17 protein-coding genes are annotated in these 19,004 nt (G+C 69.7%); 8 read left to right on the plus strand and 9 right to left on the minus strand.

Annotated elements, in window-relative coordinates:
- Nucleotides 1-720 (plus strand): PLP-dependent transferase (locus tag WU80_RS16365; RefSeq protein WP_197285995.1); only part of this gene is annotated, 720 nt, incomplete at its 5' end.
- A gap of 8 nt (nucleotides 721-728) precedes the next feature.
- Here the strand turns inward: WU80_RS16365 and WU80_RS16370 are convergent.
- The 3 genes from WU80_RS16370 to WU80_RS16380 are packed head-to-tail and all read right to left on the minus strand — an operon-like array spanning nucleotide 729 to nucleotide 3,974.
- On the minus strand, nucleotides 729-2,108 hold the full coding sequence (locus tag WU80_RS16370) for an NAD(P)/FAD-dependent oxidoreductase (protein WP_055403844.1): 1,380 nt from the start codon (nucleotides 2,106-2,108) through the stop codon (nucleotides 729-731).
- Between the two features lie 37 nt (nucleotides 2,109-2,145).
- The gene (locus tag WU80_RS16375; RefSeq protein ID WP_055403817.1) at nucleotides 2,146-2,757 is read right to left on the minus strand and encodes a hypothetical protein; all 612 of its coding nucleotides are present in this window, start codon (nucleotides 2,755-2,757) and stop codon (nucleotides 2,146-2,148) included.
- Nucleotides 2,758-2,789: 32 nt separating this feature from the next.
- Entirely contained in the window at nucleotides 2,790-3,974 is a 1,185-nt protein-coding gene (locus tag WU80_RS16380; protein ID WP_055403818.1) for an acyl-CoA dehydrogenase, read from the minus strand.
- Between the two features lie 56 nt (nucleotides 3,975-4,030).
- Here WU80_RS16380 and WU80_RS16385 point away from each other — a divergent pair, with 56 nt between their 5' ends.
- Genes WU80_RS16385 through WU80_RS16395 form a run of 3 tightly spaced genes read left to right on the plus strand, consistent with a single transcriptional unit; the run spans nucleotide 4,031 to nucleotide 5,765 of the window.
- On the plus strand, nucleotides 4,031-4,393 hold the full coding sequence (locus WU80_RS16385; RefSeq protein WP_055403819.1) for a DUF3054 domain-containing protein: 363 nt from the start codon (nucleotides 4,031-4,033) through the stop codon (nucleotides 4,391-4,393).
- A gap of 1 nt (nucleotide 4,394) precedes the next feature.
- A complete protein-coding gene (locus WU80_RS16390; protein WP_055403820.1) occupies nucleotides 4,395-5,258 on the plus strand; it encodes an SAM-dependent methyltransferase in 864 nt (287 codons plus the stop codon).
- A 6-nt stretch (nucleotides 5,259-5,264) separates the two neighbouring features.
- Nucleotides 5,265-5,765, plus strand: a complete 501-nt coding sequence (locus WU80_RS16395) for a GNAT family N-acetyltransferase (RefSeq protein WP_055403821.1) — start codon at nucleotides 5,265-5,267, stop codon at nucleotides 5,763-5,765.
- A gap of 30 nt (nucleotides 5,766-5,795) precedes the next feature.
- Here WU80_RS16395 and WU80_RS16400 read toward each other — a convergent pair whose 3' ends face one another.
- On the minus strand, nucleotides 5,796-6,536 hold the full coding sequence (locus WU80_RS16400) for an MBL fold metallo-hydrolase (protein ID WP_055403822.1): 741 nt from the start codon (nucleotides 6,534-6,536) through the stop codon (nucleotides 5,796-5,798).
- An 87-nt stretch (nucleotides 6,537-6,623) separates the two neighbouring features.
- On the opposite strand from WU80_RS16400, the gene fgd reads away from it, so the two are divergent.
- From fgd to WU80_RS16415, 3 genes are read left to right on the plus strand one after another with little or no spacing between them, the layout of a single operon-like run.
- Complete coding sequence (gene fgd / locus WU80_RS16405; protein WP_055403823.1) at nucleotides 6,624-7,634, plus strand: glucose-6-phosphate dehydrogenase (coenzyme-F420); 1,011 nt, start codon at nucleotides 6,624-6,626, stop codon at nucleotides 7,632-7,634.
- Entirely contained in the window at nucleotides 7,627-9,705 is a 2,079-nt protein-coding gene (pta, locus tag WU80_RS16410; protein ID WP_055403824.1) for a phosphate acetyltransferase, read from the plus strand. Before fgd ends, pta begins: the two co-directional genes overlap by 8 nt.
- 13 nt (nucleotides 9,706-9,718) lie before the next feature.
- On the plus strand, nucleotides 9,719-10,855 hold the full coding sequence (locus WU80_RS16415) for an acetate kinase (RefSeq protein WP_055403825.1): 1,137 nt from the start codon (nucleotides 9,719-9,721) through the stop codon (nucleotides 10,853-10,855).
- Here the strand turns inward: WU80_RS16415 and WU80_RS16420 are convergent.
- Nucleotides 10,844-12,025, minus strand: a complete 1,182-nt coding sequence (locus WU80_RS16420) for a DUF1501 domain-containing protein (RefSeq protein ID WP_055403826.1) — start codon at nucleotides 12,023-12,025, stop codon at nucleotides 10,844-10,846. The two genes, WU80_RS16415 and WU80_RS16420, sit on opposite strands and share 12 nt — an antisense overlap.
- Before the next feature lie 12 nt (nucleotides 12,026-12,037).
- Nucleotides 12,038-13,351: a DUF1800 domain-containing protein gene (locus WU80_RS16425; RefSeq protein WP_055403827.1), complete on the minus strand. Its 1,314-nt coding sequence runs from the start codon at nucleotides 13,349-13,351 to the stop codon at nucleotides 12,038-12,040.
- A gap of 84 nt (nucleotides 13,352-13,435) precedes the next feature.
- On the opposite strand from WU80_RS16425, the gene WU80_RS16430 reads away from it, so the two are divergent.
- The gene (locus WU80_RS16430) at nucleotides 13,436-14,296 is read left to right on the plus strand and encodes a DUF559 domain-containing protein (RefSeq protein WP_055403845.1); all 861 of its coding nucleotides are present in this window, start codon (nucleotides 13,436-13,438) and stop codon (nucleotides 14,294-14,296) included.
- An 84-nt stretch (nucleotides 14,297-14,380) separates the two neighbouring features.
- On the opposite strand, the gene WU80_RS16435 is transcribed toward WU80_RS16430, so the two are convergent.
- The 3 genes from WU80_RS16435 to glnX are packed head-to-tail and all read right to left on the minus strand — an operon-like array spanning nucleotide 14,381 to nucleotide 18,944.
- On the minus strand, nucleotides 14,381-16,657 hold the full coding sequence (locus tag WU80_RS16435) for a serine/threonine-protein kinase PknG (protein ID WP_055403828.1): 2,277 nt from the start codon (nucleotides 16,655-16,657) through the stop codon (nucleotides 14,381-14,383).
- The gene (locus WU80_RS16440; RefSeq protein WP_055403829.1) at nucleotides 16,657-17,628 is read right to left on the minus strand and encodes a glutamate ABC transporter substrate-binding protein; all 972 of its coding nucleotides are present in this window, start codon (nucleotides 17,626-17,628) and stop codon (nucleotides 16,657-16,659) included. The genes WU80_RS16435 and WU80_RS16440 overlap by 1 nt, the downstream gene beginning before the upstream one ends.
- Nucleotides 17,625-18,944 (minus strand): protein kinase G-activating protein GlnX, encoded by a 1,320-nt coding sequence (gene glnX, locus WU80_RS16445; protein WP_055403830.1) that lies wholly within the window; start codon nucleotides 18,942-18,944, stop codon nucleotides 17,625-17,627. Before glnX ends, WU80_RS16440 begins: the two co-directional genes overlap by 4 nt.
- Nucleotides 18,945-19,004 lie beyond the last annotated feature (60 nt).

Here is a 19,004-nt window from a genome sequence, read left to right on the forward strand (position 1 = left end):
CAGATGTGTATAAGAGACAGGGTGGATATCGCCGCGGTGGTCGAGCTGGCGCACGCCGCGGGCGCAAAGGTGGTTTTGGACAACGTCTTTGCCACACCGCTGCTGCAGCAGGGCTTCCCGCTCGGCGTGGACGTGGTGGTGTACTCGGGCACCAAGCACATCGACGGCCAGGGCCGGGTGCTGGGCGGCGCCATCCTCGGCGACAAGGAGTACATCGACGGCCCGGTGCAGAAGCTGATGCGGCACACCGGCCCGGCGATGAGCGCGTTCAACGCCTGGGTGCTGGTGAAAGGCCTTGAGACGCTTGCCGTTCGGGTCGAGCACAGCAACTCCTCGGCGCAGCGCATCGCGGAATTCCTGGAAACCCATCCGGCGGTGAGCTGGGTCCGCTACCCGTATCTGCCGTCGCACCCGCAATACGACCTGGCCAAGCGCCAGATGTCCGGGGGCGGAACAGTGATCACCTTCGCGCTCGACTGCCCCGACGCTTTGGCCAAGCGGCGGGCCTTCGAGGTGCTGGACAAGCTGCGGCTGATCGACATCTCCAACAACCTGGGCGACGCGAAATCCCTTGTCACGCATCCGGCCACGACGACGCACCGGGCGATGGGACCCGAAGGCCGGGCGGCGATCGGGCTTGGCGACGGTGTGGTCCGGATTTCGGTGGGCCTGGAGGGCACCGACGACCTGATCGCCGATATCGACCAGGCTTTGAGCTAGTTGAAGAGCTAGCCGGCCTGCTTCTCGGCGGCCTCGATGCGCTCGGCCGCCGCCAGCGTCCCCTCCTGCGCCTGCCGCTCGACCCAGTCCACCACCGGCCGGGCGTACATCATCTGGCTGGTGATGGCCATCTGGCCGCGGGTGCGGCCGAGGAAGGAAATCCCCCAGGAGAACATCGCCGCGATGCGGTTGCGGTGGCCGACCAGGTAGTACAGGTGCAGCAGCAACCAGGCCAGCCAGGCGATGAAGCCGCCGAACTCCAGCTTGCCCACCTGCGCGACCGCGCTGTAGCGGGAGACCAGGGCCATGCTGCCCTTGTTCAGGTATTTGAACGGCTTGCGGTTTGCGGGGTCGTCGGTGCCCTTCACCGCGTGTTTGATCAGCGTGGCGGCGTAGTGGGCGCCCTGGATCGCGCCCTGGGCCATCCCGGGCACGCCGGGCACCGACATCAGGTCCCCGACGACGAACACGTACGGATGCCCCTTGACCGTGAGGTCGGGCTCGACGACCACCCGTCCGGCGCGGTCGGTCTCGGTCCCGTCGGACTGCTCGGCGATGATCTTGCCCAGCGCGCTGGCCTGCACACCGGCGGCCCACACCTTGCAGGCGCACTCGATGCGCCGCTCGCCGCCGTCCTTCTCCTTGATCGTGATGCCCATGTAGTCGACGGTGGTCACCATCGCGTTGAGCTGCACCTCGACGTCCATCTTCTCCAGCCGGCGTTGCGCCTTGAGGCCGAGCTTGGGACCCATCGGCGGCAACACCGCGGGCGCCGCGTCGAGCAGGATGACCCGGCATTCGCTGGGCGTGATGGTCCGGAACGCCCCCGCCAGCGTGCGCTCGGCGAGCTGGACGATCTCGCCGGCGAGCTCGACCCCGGTCGGCCCGGCGCCGACCACCACGAACGTCAGGCGGCGCTGCCGCTCGGCCGGGTCGGTGGCGACCTCGGCGGCCTCGAACGCGCCGAGGATGCGCGCCCGCAGCTCGAGGGCGTCGTCGACGCTCTTCATGCCGGGCGCGAAGGCGGCGTAGTCGTCGTTGCCGAAATAGGACTGCTGCGCGCCGGCCGCCACGATGAGGCTGTCGTATGGGGTCACCGTCTGCATGCCCATCAGGTGCGACGTGACGGTCTTCGCCGTCAGGTCGATATCGCTGACGTCGCCCCACAGCACGCGGACGTTCTTCTGCTTGCGCAGGATCAGCCGGGTGGTCGGGGCGATGTCGCCCTCGGACAGGATGCCGGTGGCCACCTGGTACAGCAACGGCTGGAACAGGTGGGTCGTCGTCCTCGAGATCAGGGTGACGTCCACGTCCGCCCGTTTGAGCGCCCTGGCCGCGTTCAGGCCCCCGAATCCGCTTCCGATGATGACGACGCGATGCCGCGACATGCTCATCCCCTCACCGTACGACCCCGCCGCGCCGCCGCTAGAACGGCCACCCGTTGGAGTTGTCCTTGAATTTGCCGTTCAGCGCGGTGCAAAAATCGTCGGCCGTGCCGGCGAGCAAGACGTAGTAGGTCTCGCCGCGGCGGCTCTCGAAGGTGTTGGGGGTGCTCCAACCGCTGTTGCACAGCGAGTTCTGCGCGCCGGCGGTGGACCTGCGCCAGTTCGTCTTCGCGCAGCCCGCCAGCGCGTCGACGTTGGGCGTCGCGCTCTTGGCCGCGACCACCATCGCGCCGCCCCATTGCCCGTCGGCGCGCCGATAGGCGCGCGCCCCGAATCCGGCGTTGTTGGTCTGGCAGGCCAGCGCGCGGCGCATCAGCGAGAAGGGCGCGGCCAGTTGGGAATTGGCGCTCGCGGCCGCGGCCGTGATGAATTGCGCCGCGTCCGAGCCGTCGACCTCCTGCACGTTCGGGGTGCCGAAGCTGAACAGCTGCTGCGCGATCCCGGCGTTGCTGCCGCCGCCGATGATCGGCCCGCCGCCGCTCGACGTCATCGCCGGCAGCGCGGAACTGGGATCGGCGCCCGCCGGCGCGACACCGGCGGCGGCGCCCAGCGCAAGCGCGGCCAGCACCCGGCGGAGCGCGGTGAGTCTCATGCCCTCATTCCAGCACGTGTGCGCGGGTCATGTCAGCGGAAGGCGTCGCTGCCGGTGAACGCCTGGCCGAGCACCAGCTGGTGCATCTCGGGCGTGCCCTCGTAGGTGAGCACCGACTCCAGGTTGACCATGTGCCGGATCACCGGGTATTCGAGCGATATCCCGTTGCCGCCCAAGATGGTTCGCGCGGTGCGGCAGATCTTGATGGCCTCCCGGGTGTTGTTCAGCTTGCCGAAGCTGACCTGCTCGGGCCGCAGCCCGACGCCGTCCTTGAGGCGGCCGAGGTGCAGCGACAGCAGCTGACCCTTGTGCAGCTCGACCGCCATGTCGACGAGTTTCGCCTGCGTCAGCTGGAATCCGGCGATCGGGCGCCCGAATTGGGTGCGCTGCGTGGCGTAGTCAAGCGCGGCCTGCCAGGCCGAGCGCGCCGCGCCCATCGAACCCCAGATGATTCCGTAGCGCGCCTCGGACAGGCACGACAGCGGCCCCCGCAGCCCGTTGGCCTCGGGCAGCATCGCGGACTCGGGCACCCGCACGTCGTCGAGCACCAGCTCGCTGGTGATCGAGGCGCGCAGCGACAGCTTGTGGTGGATGGTGTTGGCCGAGAAGCCCGGCGACTTGGTGGGGACGATGAAGCCGCGGACGCCGTCGTCGGTGGCAGCCCACACGATTGCGACGTCGGCGACCGAGCCGTTGGTGATCCACAGTTTGCGGCCGTTCAGCACCCAGTCCGAACCGTCGCGGCGGGCGCGGGTCTTCATCGCGGCCGGGTCGGACCCCACGTCGGGTTCGGTCAGCCCGAAGCACCCCAGCAGTTCGCCGGTGGCCATGCCGGGCAACCACTCCTGCTTCTGCTCCTCGGACCCGAAATTCCAGATCGCGAACATCGCCAGGGACCCCTGCACCGAGACCATCGACCGAATGCCGGAGTCGGCGGCCTCGAGCTCGGTACAGGCCAGGCCGTAATGCACCGATGAGGCCCCGCCGCACCCGTAGCCCTCCAGGTGCATGCCCAGCAGGCCGAGCTGGCCGAATCCCTTGGCCAGTTCCCGCACCGGCAGGTCACCGATCTCGAACCACTCCGCGACGTAGGGCAGCACGTGTTCGGCGCAGAACTCCCTGACGGTGTCGCGCACCGCGAGCTCGTCGCTGGACAGGGAGGCGTCCAGGCCCAGGGGGTCATACCGGTCGAAGGCGGGGGGTTTTTTGGTGCTCATGGCTTTCAGCCTGCCACTAGCCGGCCCTCGGCAAACCCGGCCGGTAGTCTCGCTGCATGCGACGGCCTCTGTGGCTCGTCGTGGACGTCGCCTGCGTGCTGGTCTTCTGCGCGGCCGGGCGCCGCAGCCACGACGAAGGACTCGACATCGCCGGCGTGGCCACCACCGCGTGGCCGTTCCTCACCGGGACCGCCGTCGGGTGGCTGGCGTCCCGCGCCTGGCGGCGCCCGACCGCCCTGGTGCCGACCGGGGTGGTCGTGTGGCTGTGCACGGTGGTGGTCGGCATGGTGTTGCGCAAGCTGAGTTCCGCGGACGTCGCGGCCAGTTTCGTGGTGGTGGCGGCGTCGGTCACCGCGTTGTTGTTGCTCGGCTGGCGCGCGGTCGTCGGGCTGAGCGTGCGGCGCCGGTCCGGCGTCTGACATGGCGACGGCGGTGGGCGTGGCGGTGACCGCGGCATTCGGCGCCGCCGCGCGGGCGGTCGCCACCAACAAGGGGTTGCTGAACGATCCGTTCGCCGAACCGTTGGTGCGCGCGGCCGGGGTGGACCAGCTCGCCCGCGTGATCGACGACGACCGGTTCGCCGCGGAGGACGCGGGCGGCCCGCGGTTCCTGGACCTCTGCGCGGCGCACACCCGGTTCGTCGACGAGTTCGTCGCCGATGCCGTCAGGGCGGGCCTTCGGCAGGTGGTGCTGTTGGTGTCCGGCCTGGACACCAGGCCGTACCGCTTGTGGTGGCCGCCCGGGACGACGGTTTACGAGGTCGACCGGCCCGAGGTGCTGGACTTCAAGGCCGAGGTGCTGCGCGGCCAGGGCGCCGAACTGGCCGCGAGCCGGCGCGGGGTCGGGGTCGACCTGCACCAGGATTGGCCGGCCGCGCTGCGGCGGGTCGGCTTCGACACCACCGCGCCCTCGGTGTGGGTCGCCGAGCAGTTGCTCATCGGCTACCTGACGCCCGCGCTGCAGGACCGGGTGCTGCAGGGCGTCACCGCGATGAGCGCCGCCGGCAGCCGGCTCGCCGCCGATCACATGCCCACCTGGACCCCGCTGCTGCTGGAGGCGGAACGGTCCTTCGTCGATGGCTGGCGCCGCCACGGCCTGGACATCGACCTGGCCAGCCTGACGCATCCGGGCCGGTACCACTACGTCCCCGAGTACCTGGGCGGCAACGGCTGGGCGGTGGTGCAGCGCGGGGTCGGCGACCTGCTGGGCGCGATGGGGCTGCCGGCGCCCGCGCGCGGTGGGACGGAGTTCGTCCCGGAATACCTCACCGCCACACGGGTTTAGACGATCATGGCGGGTTCCAACCACCTTCGGTTCGTGTCGGCCACGCACGACGACCCGCTGGCGCAGCCCCTGCTGGCCGAGCTGGCCGACGAATACGCGCAGCGCTACGGCGGCACGCCGAGCACGCACCTGTCCTGGCTGCCGGTGCCGGAGGCGGAGCTGGCGGCGCCGGACGGCGGGCTGCTGATCGGGGTGCTCGACGGCGTGCCCGTCACGGGCGGCGCGTTCCGGCGCTACGACGCCGAGACCGCCGAGCTGAAACGCATCTGGACCGACCGCGCGCACCGGCGCCGCGGTTATGCCCGGATCCTGCTGGCGGCGCTGGAGGCCGAGACCGCCGCGCGCGGGTACCGGCGGCTGTATCTGATCACCGGCAACCGGCAACCCGAGGCCGAGGCGCTGTACGACGCGACCGGGTACACCCGGGTGCCCGCCGACCCGCTGCCGTCCTGGGGCCCGTTCGTTCCGATCGCATTCGAGAAGTGGCTGGTTCCCGACGGACGGTGAATGTTGTTCGGCTGCAATGGATTCCGGGCTTCAGCGTTCGGCCCGCGCCAGGGCCGCGTCGGTCGCCTCCCGGATCGGTCCCCGCCACACGTCGCCGTGGCCCGGCAGCAGCACCTCGGTGTCGAGCAGGGCGAGCGCGGACAGGGTGCGGATGCAGTCCTGTTGGCTGTAGCTGAAGATCGCCGGCAGCAGCTGCGGTCCGCGGTGGCGCAGCAGGGGGTGGCCGGTGATCAGCGCGTCCCCGCTGACCAGCACGCCGTCGATCAGATACGAGCAGTGTCCGTTGGTGTGCCCGGGGCTGAAGACGGGCATCGGCTGGCCCGGCAGGCCGGCGGCCACCTCGGCCGTCAAGGGCTGGGCGGTGGGGATGCCGTCGCGGATCAGGCCGCCGCTGCGGACCACGTGGGCCGTCCACCTGGCCCACCGCGGTCGCCAAATGCGAAGCGCCACATCGACGATCGACACCTGCTCCAGGTACTCGCGTTTCGCGTGGCCCACCTCGTCGGCGTGGCAGTACACGGGGATGCCGTGCTCGCTCGCGAACCAGATAGCGGTGCCCAGGTGGTCGATGTGGGCGTGCGTCAACACGATGGCGCGCACATCGCCCGGGCCGTAACCCAGCTCGGACAGCGAGCCCAGGACGTCGTCGCGGTCCCCGGGATAGCCGGCGTCGACCAACATGACGCCGGTGTCGTCGGTGACCAGCGTCCAGTTGACCGCGTCGCCCTGGGCGAGGTGCACCGTGTCGGTGACCTGAACTAGCTCCGCCATGCCCGCGAGTGTAGGAGGAGCGATCGCAAGCGCGGCGAAGCCGGGCGCGGCGGGTCGCGACCATCGGCGGAGGAGTAGAAATAACCCGTGGCTGAACTGAAACTTGGATACAAGGCATCCGCCGAACAATTCGCACCACGCGAGCTCGTCGAACTCGCCGTCGCCGCCGAAGGTCACGGCATGGACAGCGCAACCGTCAGCGACCACTTCCAGCCCTGGCGGCACAAGGGCGGGCACGCCCCCTTCTCGCTGGCCTGGATGACCGCCGTCGGCGAACGCACCAAGCGGATCGTGCTGGGCACGTCGGTGCTCACGCCGACCTTCCGGTACAACCCCGCCGTCATCGCCCAGGCCTTCGCCACCATGGGCTGCCTGTACCCGAACCGGATCTTCCTCGGGGTGGGCACCGGCGAGGCGCTGAACGAGATCGCCACCGGATACGAAGGCGAGTGGCCCGAGTTCAAGGAACGCTACGCGCGGCTGCGCGAGTCGGTCCGGCTGATGCGCGAATTGTGGCTCGGCGACCGCGTCGACTTCGAGGGCGAGTACTACAAGACCAAGGGCGCCTCGATCTACGACGTGCCCGAGGGCGGCATCCCGATCTACATCGCCGCGGGCGGACCGCAGGTGGCCAAATACGCCGGGCGCGCCGGCGACGGGTTCATCTGCACCTCCGGCAAGGGCGAAGAGCTCTACAAGGACAAGCTGATCCCCGCGATGCGTGAGGGCGCCGAGGCGGCGGGCAAGAACGCCGAAGACATCGACCGGATGATCGAGATCAAGATCTCCTACGACACCGATCCCGAACTGGCGCGGGAGAACACCCGGTTCTGGGCGCCGCTGTCGCTGACCGCCGAGCAGAAGCACAGCATCGACGACCCGATCGAGATGGAGAAGGCCGCCGACGCGCTGCCGATCGAGCAGATCACCAAGCGCTGGATCGTCGCGTCGGACCCCGACGAGGCCGTCGAAAAGGTCGGTCAATACGTCGAGTGGGGCCTCAACCACCTGGTGTTCCACGCACCGGGCCACGACCAGCGCCGCTTCCTCGAGCTCTTCGAGAAGGACCTGGCCCCCAGGCTGCGGCGACTTGCCTGAACCCTCAGCGATATACATCGCCGCTCCGGAACCGGAGACCGGCAAGTCGACGCTCGCGCTGGGGCTGCTGCACCGCCTGACCGCGACCGTCGCGAAGGTCGGTGTGTTCCGGCCGATTACGCGGGTCACCGACGGCAAGGACCGGGACTACATCCTGGACCTGCTGCTGCGGCACACCACCGCGGGCGTGCCCTACGAGCAGTGCGTCGGCGTGACCTACCAGCAGCTGCACGCCGACACCGACGCGGCGATCGCGACCATCGTCGACGCCTATCACGCGATGGCCGACGACTGCGACGCGGTGGTGATCGTGGGCAGCGACTACACCGACGTGGCCCGGCCCGCCGAGCTCTCGGTCAACGCCCGGATCGCCGTCAATCTCGGTGCGCCGGTGGTGCTCACGGTCAGCGGCCGGGGCCGCACGCCGGACCAGGTGGCCGGCGTCGTCGAGGCATGCCTGGCCGAGCTGACCGTCCAGCGGGCCCACACCGTGGCGGTGGTGGCCAACCGCTGCGAACCGGAGCGGCTGGCCGACGTCGCCGAGGCGCTGGAGGCCTTCAGCCAGCGCAGCTACGTGCTGCCCGAAGAGCCACTGCTGTCCGCCCCGACGGTGGCCGAACTCGAAACCGCGGTCAGCGGAACGCCGGTCAGCGGCGAGGCGTCGCTGCGGGAACGCGAGGTCACCGGCGTCTTGGTCGCCGGGATGACGGCCGACCACGTGCTGGAACGGCTGAGCGACGGCATGGCGGTCATCACGCCGGGCGATCGCTCGGACGTGGTGCTCGCGGTGGCCAGCGCCCATGCCGCCGAGGGTTTTCCGTCGCTGTCGTGCATCGTCCTCAACGGCGGCTTTCGGCTGCATCCGTCCATCGCGGCGCTGGTCGCCGGGCTGCGGCTGCGCCTGCCCATCGTCGCCACCACGCTGGGCACCTACGACACCGCCAGCGCGGCCGCCGCCGCCCGCGGCCGGGTCACGGCGAATTCGCAACGCAAGATCGACACCGCGCTGGAGTTGATGGACCGCTACGTCGACGTCCCGGATCTGCTTGAGCGGCTTGCCATCCCGATACCCACCGTGACCACGCCGCAGATGTTCATCCACCGGCTGACGCTGCAGGCGCGGTCGGACCGCAAGCACATCGTCCTGCCCGAGGGCGACGACGACCGCATCCTCAAGTCGGCCGGCCGGGTGCTGCAGCGCCGCGTCGCCGACCTCACCGTGCTGGGCGACGAGGCCAAGATCCGGCAGCGCTCGGGTGAACTCGGGGTGGACCTCGACGGTGCGCAGGTGATCGACCCGCGCACCAGCGACCTACGCCTCCAGTTCGCCGACCAGTACGCGGACCTGCGCAAGGACAAGGGCGTCACCCTTGAGCACGCCCGCGAGATCATGCGCGACGGAACATATTTCGGCACGATGATGGTGCACAACTGCATGGTCGACGGCATGGTGTCCGGCGCCGCCCACACCACGGCGCACACCGTCCGGCCGGCCTTCGAGGTGATCAAGACCGTGCCCGACGTTTCCACCGTGTCGAGCATCTTCCTGATGTGCCTGCCCGATCGGGTGCTGGCGTACGGCGACTGCGCGATCATCCCCAATCCGACACCCGAGCAGCTGGCCGACATCGCGATCTCTTCGGCGCGCACCGCGGCGCAGTTCGGCATCGAACCGCGGGTGGCGTTGCTGTCGTACTCCACCGGTGAATCGGGCAGCGGCGAGGACGTCGAGAAGGTCAGGACCGCAACGGAATTGGTTCGGCGCCGGGCGCCGCAGCTACCGGTCGAGGGCCCCATCCAATACGACGCCGCGATCGAGCCGTCCGTCGCGGCCACCAAGTTGCGGGACTCGCCGGTTGCCGGCCGCGCCACGGTGCTGGTCTTCCCCGACCTGAACACCGGCAACAACACCTACAAGGCGGTGCAGCGCAGCGCCGGGGCGATCGCCATCGGACCGGTGCTGCAGGGCCTGCGCAAGCCGGTGAACGACCTGTCCCGGGGCGCGCTCGTCGAAGACATCGTGAACACAATCGCCATCACGGCTATCCAGGCGCAGGGCATCCGTGGCTAACTCGAATCGGGTTGTGCTGGTGATCAACTCGGGATCTTCCTCGCTGAAATACCAGCTGGTCGATCCCGATTCGGGTGAGGCCCGGGCGACCGGCAACGTGGAACGGATCGGCGAGGAGTCCTCCCCGGTCGCCGACCACGACGCGGCGCTGCGCCAGGCGTTCGACGCGCTGTCGGAGAAGGGGATCGACCTGCGTGCCTGCGGCCTGGTGGCGGTGGGGCATCGAGTCGTGCACGGTGGCAACACGTTCTACAAGCCCACCCCGGTGGATGACGCGGTGATCGACAAGCTCGACGAGCTGTCGGAGCTGGCGCCGTTGCACAACCCGCCGGCGGTGAAGGGCATCGAGGTGGCGCGCAAGCTGCTGCCCGACATTGTCCACATCGCGGTGTTCGACACGGCGTTCTTCCACGACATGCCGCCCGCGGCGGCCACCTATGCGATCGACCGTCGGGTGGCCGAACGCTGGCAGATCCGCCGCTACGGATTCCATGGCACGTCACACCGGTACGTGAGCCAACAGGCCGCCGCGTTCCTGGGACGGCCGCTGGGCGGGCTGAAACAGATTGTGCTGCATTTAGGTAACGGCTGCTCCGCGTCGGCGATCGCCGGTAACCGGCCCCTCGACACGTCGATGGGCCTCACCCCGCTGGAGGGCCTGGTGATGGGCACCCGCAGCGGTGACATCGACCCCAGCATCGTCGCCTACCTGTGCCACACCGCGAAGATGGGCGTCGACGAGGTGGAGTCCATGCTCAACCAGCGGTCGGGGGTGCTGGGCCTGTCCGGCGAGCGGGACTTCCGAAGGTTGCGCGAGATGATCGAATCCGGAGACGGCGCGGCGCAATTGGCCTACAGCGTGTTCACCCATCGGCTGCGTAAATACGTTGGCGCCTACCTGGCGGTGCTGGGGCACACCGATGTCATCACCTTCACCGGCGGCATCGGGGAGAACGACGCGGCCGTGCGCCGCGACGGACTGGCCGGGCTGGAAGAGTTGGGCATCGTGCTCGACCAGCGCCGTAACCTGGGCGGCGGCAAGGGCGCCCGGCAGATCTCGGCCGAGGAATCCCCGGTCGCCGTGCTGGTCATCCCGACCAACGAGGAGCTGGCCATCGCCCGCGACTGTGTGAGCGTGTTAAGCGGTTAGGAAGCCCAGGCTCTTTCGCCCGGCGCCCACCGACGGCGTGGGATCCGCTCCGACGGTCCGCACCAGCAATTCGTGGTACACGTCGCGAAAGTCGGTGGTGTACTTCAGGTCCCCGTTGTCGAGGTCGGTGAGGCTGGGCTCGTCGCCGTAGAAACCGCCCCGAACGGGTGCGCCGGCAACGAAGACGGGCCCGGCCGTGCCGTGATCGGTGCCTTGGGAGGCGTTGGCGCGCACCCTGCGGCCGAACTCCGAATACGCCATCACGACGACGTTGCGGTCGCCCACTTCCCGCAGGAATTTGGTTACCGCGTCGTCGAACGTCCCGAGCAGGCGTTGCTGTGTGTCGCGCTCTGAAGCGTGGGTGTCGAAGCCACCCAGTTGCACCGTGTACACCCGCGTCGGCACGCGAGACTTCACCGCTTCGGCCACCATGCCGAGCTGCGTCGAGAACGAATTACGCTGTTGTCCAGCGACTTTGATCGATTCAAACGCCTTGGCGGTGGTGCGTGCGGCCCGGTAGGCCTTGCACACCGCGGCCATCGCGGGGGTGTCGTCGGGGTGGTCGGTGCCGAGCGCCTCCATCAGCGCGTCTGCGCCCCGCCCCGCCGGCGCCGAAGCGGTGGAAAGCGCCGCGGCGGTGAACTTTTCCCCGACCGCCAGCGGCGGGAGGACGGGACCGATGTTGACCGCGCGCAGCGGGTCGTCGCCGGTTGCATCGAGCCAGCGGCCGATCCAACCGGTCGACACGGGCTCAGCCGGCGACGCGGTTTGCCAGATATCCATCGACCGGAAGTGGCTGTGGTCGGGCCGCGGATAGCCCACGCCGCGCACGATGGCCAGCTGCCGGCCGCCCCACAACTGGGCCAGGCCCTTGAGCGCGGGGTTGAGACCCAGCGTCTCGTCGAGGCGCAGAACCTCGCCGGGGCCGTAGGCGAGCTCGGGCCGGGCATCGTGATAGGCGTTGTCCCCGTAGGGGATCAGGGTGTTGATGCCGTCGTTGCCGCCGTACAGCGTCACGAGCACCAGCACGCCGGCGCCGTCGGACAGCGGCCGGTCCTGGGCCGCGCGCATCAGGTCGGGCCAGCTGACCGCCACGGCCGTCGACAACAGGCCGGCCGCGCCGACGCCCGCGCTGGCGACCAGGAACTTGCGGCGGTTCATCTCGGGCATTTTCGGATCTCGTTAGGACGTCAGGTATTCGGGCGTGTTAACGGCGGCCGCCACCAGCAGCGGCGGGGTGCCGGTCAGCGGTCGCAGCGCGGCGGCGGTCCGGTCTGACCAATCTCCGACGCCGAACAGGTAGCCGACCGCGTCGATGCGGTCACCCCGGGCGGCGCCCTCGATGCCGGAAAGGTCGCCGGCGTGTGCCAGCCGGCCGGCGATCCGCAGCCGCGCCTCGGTGCTGGCGGTGGACAGCCATACTTGGCCCTGCGGCCAGCCGCCCACGCTCGGGGGATAGAAGGGCCGCTGCCCGAGCGCGCGCAGCGCGCCGTCGGCGACCTGCCGCGTGGATGCGTCGACGGGTACCCGCAACGCGCGCATCACACCGACGAGCCATTCGACCGGGGGGTTGACGACAGTGGCACGGCCGCCGGTGAATTCGTCGTCGGTGAGGATGGCCCGCGTGAGCGCGCCCAGGTCGCGGCCCGGCCCGTAGGCGGAGACCAGCCGGTCGAGCGCGTGGCCCGACGGCGGATCGTCGGAGGCCAACTGCCGCCACAACCGTCCGGCCACGTACTCCGCCGACTTGGGCTGCGCCAGCACCGCATCGCAGAATCCCGCGGCGTCGAAATCGCCGGTCTGCCCGAACAGCTTCTTGGCCGAGCCGTCGTGGCGCCGCGGTGCCATCGAGGTGCGGCCGTCCTCTCCGATCACCCACCCCGTCAGCGCGCGGGCGCCGTTGCGTACGTCGTCCTCGGTGTAGCCGTTGCCGTGGCCAAGGGCGAACAGCTCCATGAATTCCCGCGCGAGGTTCTCATTGGGCGCCTTGGCGGTGCTGCGCTGCCCGTCCAGCCAGCGCAGCATCGCCGCGTCGGTCAGCATCGTGTAGGCCAGGGTGCGGAAGTCGCCCAGCGACAGGCTCCGCAGCTTCTGGTTCTGTGCGGCCATGTACGCCGCCACCCGCACCTTTTGCGCCGAGGTGGCGAAGTGGTTGTGCCACAACAGGGTCAACTTCTCCCGCAACGGCTGCCGCACGCTGACCATGCGGCGCAGCCACCAGTCGGCGAGCGCACCCTGTTGTTCGGACAGCTTCCGGTTGTATTGCTTGCGCGCCGCGGGCGCGGCGCCCTTTCCCGGCGGTCGGGGCGGCGGCAGGGTGGGCATCGGGGTGGCGATCGCGCCGGGGTCGGCGTCGGGGTTCGCGGCCAGCATGGCGTCGACGTGACTTGCCCAGTCGTCGCTCAGCGCGGCGTCCACCTCGGGTCCGGTCACCCCGAACCCGGCCCGACGCAGCGCGCGGGCCGTGGTGATCCATGCGGTGGACTGCCCCGGCATGCGTCAACTGTGCGGCATGTACCTATGTTTTCCCTGTGGATGGCCGCGCACCCCGGCCGCCGCCGCGGTGCGAATCTGCCCGGCATGGAAAAACCGTTCATCGGCAGCGAGGCCCTGCGGTCACGCGCGCTGAGCCGCCACGAACTGCGGGCGCGTTATCGCGCCGTCTTCCCGAACGTCTACGTATCGAATGACGCCCGTCTCTCGCTGGAGCAGCGCATTCGGGCGGCCTGGCTATGGTCGGGGCGCCGAGGCACGGTGGTCGGGGCGGCAGCCGCTAGATTGCATGGCGCCGAATGGATTCCCGACGATGTGCCCGTCGAGCTGGCGCACACCAACGGCCGCCCGCCGCCCGGCGTGCTGACGCGGCGCGGCGCCCTGCTGGACGGCGAGACGCAGATGATCGGCGGCTATCCGGTGAGCACGCCCGAGCGCACCGCCTTCGACATCGGCCGGCGCGGCGCGGTGCGCTCGGCCGTGGCGCGGCTGGACGCGCTGGCCCGGGCGACGGGTTTCAAGGTCGACGACGTGGTGCGCGTCGCGCGACGCCATCCCGGCTCACCCGGCCTGCGGCGGCTGGAAGCCGCGCTGGAGTTGGTCGACCCGGGTGCCCAATCGCCCAGGGAGACCTACCTGCGGCTGCTCCTGATCGACGCGGGCCTGCCGCGGCCACAGACCCAGATACCGGTGCTGGGCGACGACGGGATCCCGGTCGCCTTCCTGGATTTGGGCTGGGAGGAGCTGTTGGTCGCCGTCGAGTACGACGGCGACCAACACCGCACCGACCGGCGGCAGTACATCAAAGACATTCGCCGGACCGAAATGCTGGAACGGATGGGGTGGATCGTCGTCCGGGTCGTCGCCGAGGACCGTCCCGCAAGCATCGTCCGCCGGGTGCGGGCGGCTATGACGAAATCGGCAGAGAATCCTCGGCATCGCGCGTGAGCTGGTGGTGGCCTTTGTCGGCGTGTCGCCGCCCTGGACGCACACGCGATCGGGCGAACACGCGAAGAGGGCGGGGCGCAAGCCCTAGAACGTGCTGGTCGGCCGCACCTTGTTGGCCATGTCCACCAACGCGTAGCGATGCCGTTGGGTGGGCGCGACCCGGGCCAGGTTGCGCAGCGCGGCCTCGACGCCAAGCCGCAGCCCGTGCTCGGTGAACGGAAATCCGAGGATGTGGTTGGTGCTGGCCTCGTTGTCCTCCAGCCAGTCCATCGCGCAACCCAGCACCAGCGCGCGGATCTGCAGCACCCGGGGTTCGGTGGGCGGCAGCGCCTCGACCCGCCGGGCGGCGTCGCGGATGTCCTCCTCGCTGATCTCGCTCTTCGACCGGCCGGACAGCAGGGTCACCGCGCTGGTCAGGCGCGCGGTGGTGAAATGCCTTGAGGTGGGCGGTACCTCGTCCAGCGTGCGCACCGCGGCGGCTCGATCGCCCTCCGTGGACAGCCATCGCGCCAGCCCGAAAGCCGCCGAGATCACGCCGTCGTTGGTCTTCCACACCGTCTGGTAATACTTCTGCTCGTCGACGTCCCCGGCCAGCTCGGCCGTGGCGGCCAACGCCAGCTTGGGCGCCAGCTCGCCCGGGAAGGTGTCCAGCACCTCGGTGAAATGCGTTGTGGCGGAGTCGTAGTCGCCGGTGAGCAGCTCGGCGACGGCCCGGTACCAGACCAGTCGCCACTGCCAGCCCACCCGCTCGGCCAGATCGTCCAGCTTCCGGGTGGCCTTGGCCACGTCGCCCAGGTCCAGCAGCGCGCGGACCTCCATCAGCGGCAGTTCGATCGACTCGGACACCTCGACGCCGTCGGCGTCCAGCGTGCCGTGGCGGGCCGCGCGCAACGAGTCCAACGTCTGCACGGGCTGGGACAGCACGGTCGCCTGCAGGACCGGCGCCGCGACGTCGGCCGGATCGACGAGCGGCACCTGCAGCGCGGTCACGATCTCCCGCGCCGTCAGCCGCTCGGAGTGCACCTGGCCGTCCAGGTAGACGTCGGTGTGCGCGACCAGCAGGTCCACCCCGAACGTGGAGCGGCTGGGGCTGAAGATGGTCGACAGCCCGGGCCGCGGCACCCCGGTGTCCTGGGCGACCACCTCCCGCAGGACGCCCATCAGCTGGGCGGAGAGCTCCTCGGTGCTGGCGAACCGGCGCCGCGGGTCCGGGTCGGTGGCGCGGCGCAGCAACCGGCGGTACGAGTCGTATTCCTTGAGCACCGGGTCGTCTTCGGGCAGGCCGTCGACGTAGCGGCCGTTGCGGGTGGACAGGTTCACCGTCAGCGCCGCGAGCGTGCGCCCGACGGTGTAGATGTCGGTGGCGACGGTCGGGCCGGTCCGCACGATCTCCGGCGCCTGGAAGCCGGGCGTGCCGTAGAGGTAGCCGAACGAGTTGACCCGCGACACCGCGCCCAGGTCGATCAGCTTCAGCTGCTCCTCGGTGAGCATGATGTTCTCCGGCTTGAGGTCGTTGTAGACCAGGCCGATGGAGTGCAGGTACGTCAGCGCCGGCAGGATCTCCAGCAGGTAGGCGATGGCCTCGGCGACCGGCAGCTTCTTGTCCTTGCCGTGCTTGAGCGGCTGCCCGCCGATGTACTCCATGACGATGTAGCCGACCGGATTGCCTTGCCGGTCCTTGTGTTCCACGAAGTTGAAGATCTGCACGATCTGCGGGTGCACCACCTCGGCCAGGAACTGCCGTTCGGCCATCGCGATCGCCTGCGCCTCGGCGTCACCGGAGTGGACCAAGCCCTTGAGGACCACCGGGCGGTCATTGACATTGTGGTCGACCGCGAGGTACACCCAGCCCAGGCCGCCGTGGGCGATGCAGCCCTTGACCTCGTACTGGCCCGCGACGATGTCACCCGGATTCAGCTGGGGCAGAAACGAATACGCGCTGCCGCAGGCGGGGCACCAGCCCTCCGACTTGCCCTTGCCCTCCTTGCCGGACCGGCCGACCGGTTTGCCGCAGTTCCAGCAGAACCGCTTGCCCTCCGGCACAACGGGATTGGTCATCAGGGCCTCGACCGGGTCGATGTCCCGCACCCGCGGAATCTCGACCAGGCCGCCGCCGAGGTGCCTGACCGGCGGCAGCACCCGCGTCCCCACCGTCAGCTGCGGATCGCTGTCCATGGTGCCCAGCGAGATGTGCGGGAAGTCGTCGTCGTCATCATCGTCGTCGAAGTCGGGCCGGAACAGCGCCTGGGTGGCCTGGATGCGACCCGTCGTCGGGCCGCCGCCCTGCGTGTCCGGCGGTTGGGTGCCGGGGTTCACGTCTTCGGCGGATTCCGGCTGTTCCGTCTTCTCCGGCTCGGCCATCAGTCCAGATACCTCGGCGTGGGCGGGGCGGGCGCGGGCCCCAGCACCGTCAACCACTTGCGGTACAACGTGTTCCACGTGCCGTCCCGGCGGATCCGCTCCAGGGTGCCGTTGACGAACCGGACCAGCCCGGTGTTGGTGAGGTTGATCCCGATGCCGTAGGGCTGGGTGGCCATGTTGGGCCCGACGATGTGCAGGTAGGGGTCCTCTTCGACCAGCCCGGCGAGGATCGAGTCGTCGGTGCTGACGGCGTCGATCTCGCGCTGCTGCATCGCCACCAGGCAGTCGGCCCAGTTGACCACCGACACGACCACCGGCGGCGGGTCGATCTGGCGGATCCGGTGCAGCGAGGTGGTGCCCTTAGCCACGCACACGCGCTTGCCGGACAGGTCGCCCACCTTCGCGATCGACGAATCCCGCGGCACCAGGATGCGCTGGTTGGCGTCCAGGTAGACGGTCGAGAAGTTGACCTGCTTGCGCCGCTCGCAGGTGATGGTCATGGTCTTCACCACGACGTCGACCTCGGAGCGCTGCAGGGCGGTGACGCGCTCGTCGGACGACAGGATGCGGTACTCGACGTGCGAGGGGGCGCCGAAGATGTCGCGGGCGATCTCGCCGGCGATGTCGACGTCGAAACCGGTGATTTCGCCGGTGATCGGGTCGCGGAAGCTGAACAGGTTGCTGCCGATGTCCAGCCCGACGATCAGCCGGCCGCGGGCGCGGATGTCGGCAACCGCGGCGTCCGCCTCGGCCTTGTTCGGGAAGGGCCGCAGGCTCGCCGTCAGGTCGCAGTTCTGGCTGCCGTCGTCCGCCGGCAGCGGCGGCTCCGGCGGCAGCTGCTGCATCCCGACCGGGGTGGGCGGCGGCAGCGTCGGCACGGTGGCCACCGTCAGCTGTTCGGTGTGCGCGCACCCCGCCAGCACCCCCACGGTTGCCAGCGCGGCGAGCGCGGCGAGCGCGCGCGGCATCATCGATACTCTTTCAGCCGCGGCCACAGGCCCAGCGCCACCGCGATGGCGGCGCCGAGGCTGAGCACCACCCCGCCGACCTGGGCGCCGGACAGCCCGCTCCGCGCGTTGAGGACGTCGTTGCGCAGGTGCGTGCGGCTCTGGTCCATGGCCTTGACCAGCTGGTCCTCGAGCTTGTCGAACGCGGGCGTGGAGTCGTTCTCGCTGCTGCCCAGCGCGACCTGGGTGGCGGCCCGGTAGTTGCCCACCGAGATGTAGGAGTTGATCCGGTCGTTGGCCTGCCGCCAGCGCAGCAGCAGCTGGTCGGCGCCTTCGAGGTCGGGCTTGTCGACGGCGTCGCTGCGGACCATGTACTGGTCGAGCTGGGAGTGCATGGAGTCGATGCGCTGATAGAACGACTGCTTGCGCTTCTCCTCGTCCCCGCGGCGAATCAGCGACAGCGTCTCGTCGGCGCGCGCCTGCTGCGCGGTGATCGCGACGTTGGTCACGATCCGCAGCGAGTCCGCGGCGGTGTTCTTGGCGCTCCGGCTGGCGGCCGTGGAGATGGTCAACGCAGTTCCGACCCATACCACCATGACGAGAATAGCGAGGCCGCCGACGACCAGGCCCGGGTTTATTCGGCGCCGGGTGCGGCGGGCCAGCCACCGATGGGCGAAGGCCCCGAAGACCGCGGTGGCGCTGACCACCAGGATGACCGGCGCCGGGATCTGCGTGGACGCGGTGGTTTCCGCGTCCACCCGCTCCGAGGTGGCCTGATACAGCTGTGCGGCGTCGGGCAGGATCGTCGACTGCATCAGCCCCGAGGCCTCCGACAGGTACGACGACCCGACGGGATTGCCCTCCCGGTTGTTGGTACGCGCGATTTCGATCAGGCCGGTGTAGACGGCGAGTTCGGCGTTGATCCGGCCCAGCAGCTGCACCAGCGGTTCGTCGGTGAGCCCGCTCGACGCCCGGGTCACCGCGACCGACGCGTCGGTGATCGCCTGCTCGTAGCGCTGCCGCACCGGTGGCGGCTCGGCCTCGGCGATGAACGCGGTGGCCGCCGCCGCGTCGGCGACCGACAGCGTGGTGTACAGCCGCCCGGCGGCGAACGACAGCGGCTCGGTGTGGTTGAGCACCGTGGTCAGCACCTGCTGGCGGTGGTTGATGGTCGTCGAGGTGGCGAAGGCGCAGATACCGCCGAGCACGGCCAGCACGATGCCGATGGTCAGGATGCGGCCGGGCGTGGTGGAGATGAACCACCAGCGCGGATGGGCTGGTTCGGCCGGCGACCGCGACCCCTGCGGCTCCGTCGACGGGTGCGCCAGCTCAACCGTCACGTCGAATCAGCCCTCATCTTTCGCGACCACTGGAACGCTTCACGAACTCAATAAGCGAAT

Source organism: Mycobacterium sp. UM_11 (assembly GCF_001414075.1).
GTDB lineage: Bacteria > Actinomycetota > Actinomycetes > Mycobacteriales > Mycobacteriaceae > Mycobacterium.

What these genes read in the sequence shown, in the direction of transcription:
- WU80_RS16400 (WP_055403822.1), bottom strand. Translation starts at nt 6,536, where the DNA reads ATGGCGGAGCTAGTTCAGGTCACCGACACGGTGCACCTCGCCCAGGGC.
- WU80_RS16440 (WP_055403829.1), bottom strand. Translation starts at nt 17,628, where the DNA reads ATGATGCCGCGCGCGCTCGCCGCGCTCGCCGCGCTGGCAACCGTGGGG.
- WU80_RS16420 (WP_055403826.1), bottom strand. Translation starts at nt 12,025, where the DNA reads ATGCCCGAGATGAACCGCCGCAAGTTCCTGGTCGCCAGCGCGGGCGTC.
- WU80_RS16430 (WP_055403845.1), top strand. Translation starts at nt 13,436, where the DNA reads ATGGAAAAACCGTTCATCGGCAGCGAGGCCCTGCGGTCACGCGCGCTG.
- WU80_RS16395 (WP_055403821.1), top strand. Translation starts at nt 5,265, where the DNA reads ATGGCGGGTTCCAACCACCTTCGGTTCGTGTCGGCCACGCACGACGAC.
- WU80_RS16380 (WP_055403818.1), bottom strand. Translation starts at nt 3,974, where the DNA reads ATGAGCACCAAAAAACCCCCCGCCTTCGACCGGTATGACCCCCTGGGC.
- WU80_RS16425 (WP_055403827.1), bottom strand. Translation starts at nt 13,351, where the DNA reads ATGCCGGGGCAGTCCACCGCATGGATCACCACGGCCCGCGCGCTGCGT.
- WU80_RS16435 (WP_055403828.1), bottom strand. Translation starts at nt 16,657, where the DNA reads ATGGCCGAGCCGGAGAAGACGGAACAGCCGGAATCCGCCGAAGACGTG.
- WU80_RS16385 (WP_055403819.1), top strand. Translation starts at nt 4,031, where the DNA reads ATGCGACGGCCTCTGTGGCTCGTCGTGGACGTCGCCTGCGTGCTGGTC.
- WU80_RS16375 (WP_055403817.1), bottom strand. Translation starts at nt 2,757, where the DNA reads ATGAGACTCACCGCGCTCCGCCGGGTGCTGGCCGCGCTTGCGCTGGGC.
- WU80_RS16370 (WP_055403844.1), bottom strand. Translation starts at nt 2,108, where the DNA reads ATGTCGCGGCATCGCGTCGTCATCATCGGAAGCGGATTCGGGGGCCTG.
- WU80_RS16390 (WP_055403820.1), top strand. Translation starts at nt 4,395, where the DNA reads ATGGCGACGGCGGTGGGCGTGGCGGTGACCGCGGCATTCGGCGCCGCC.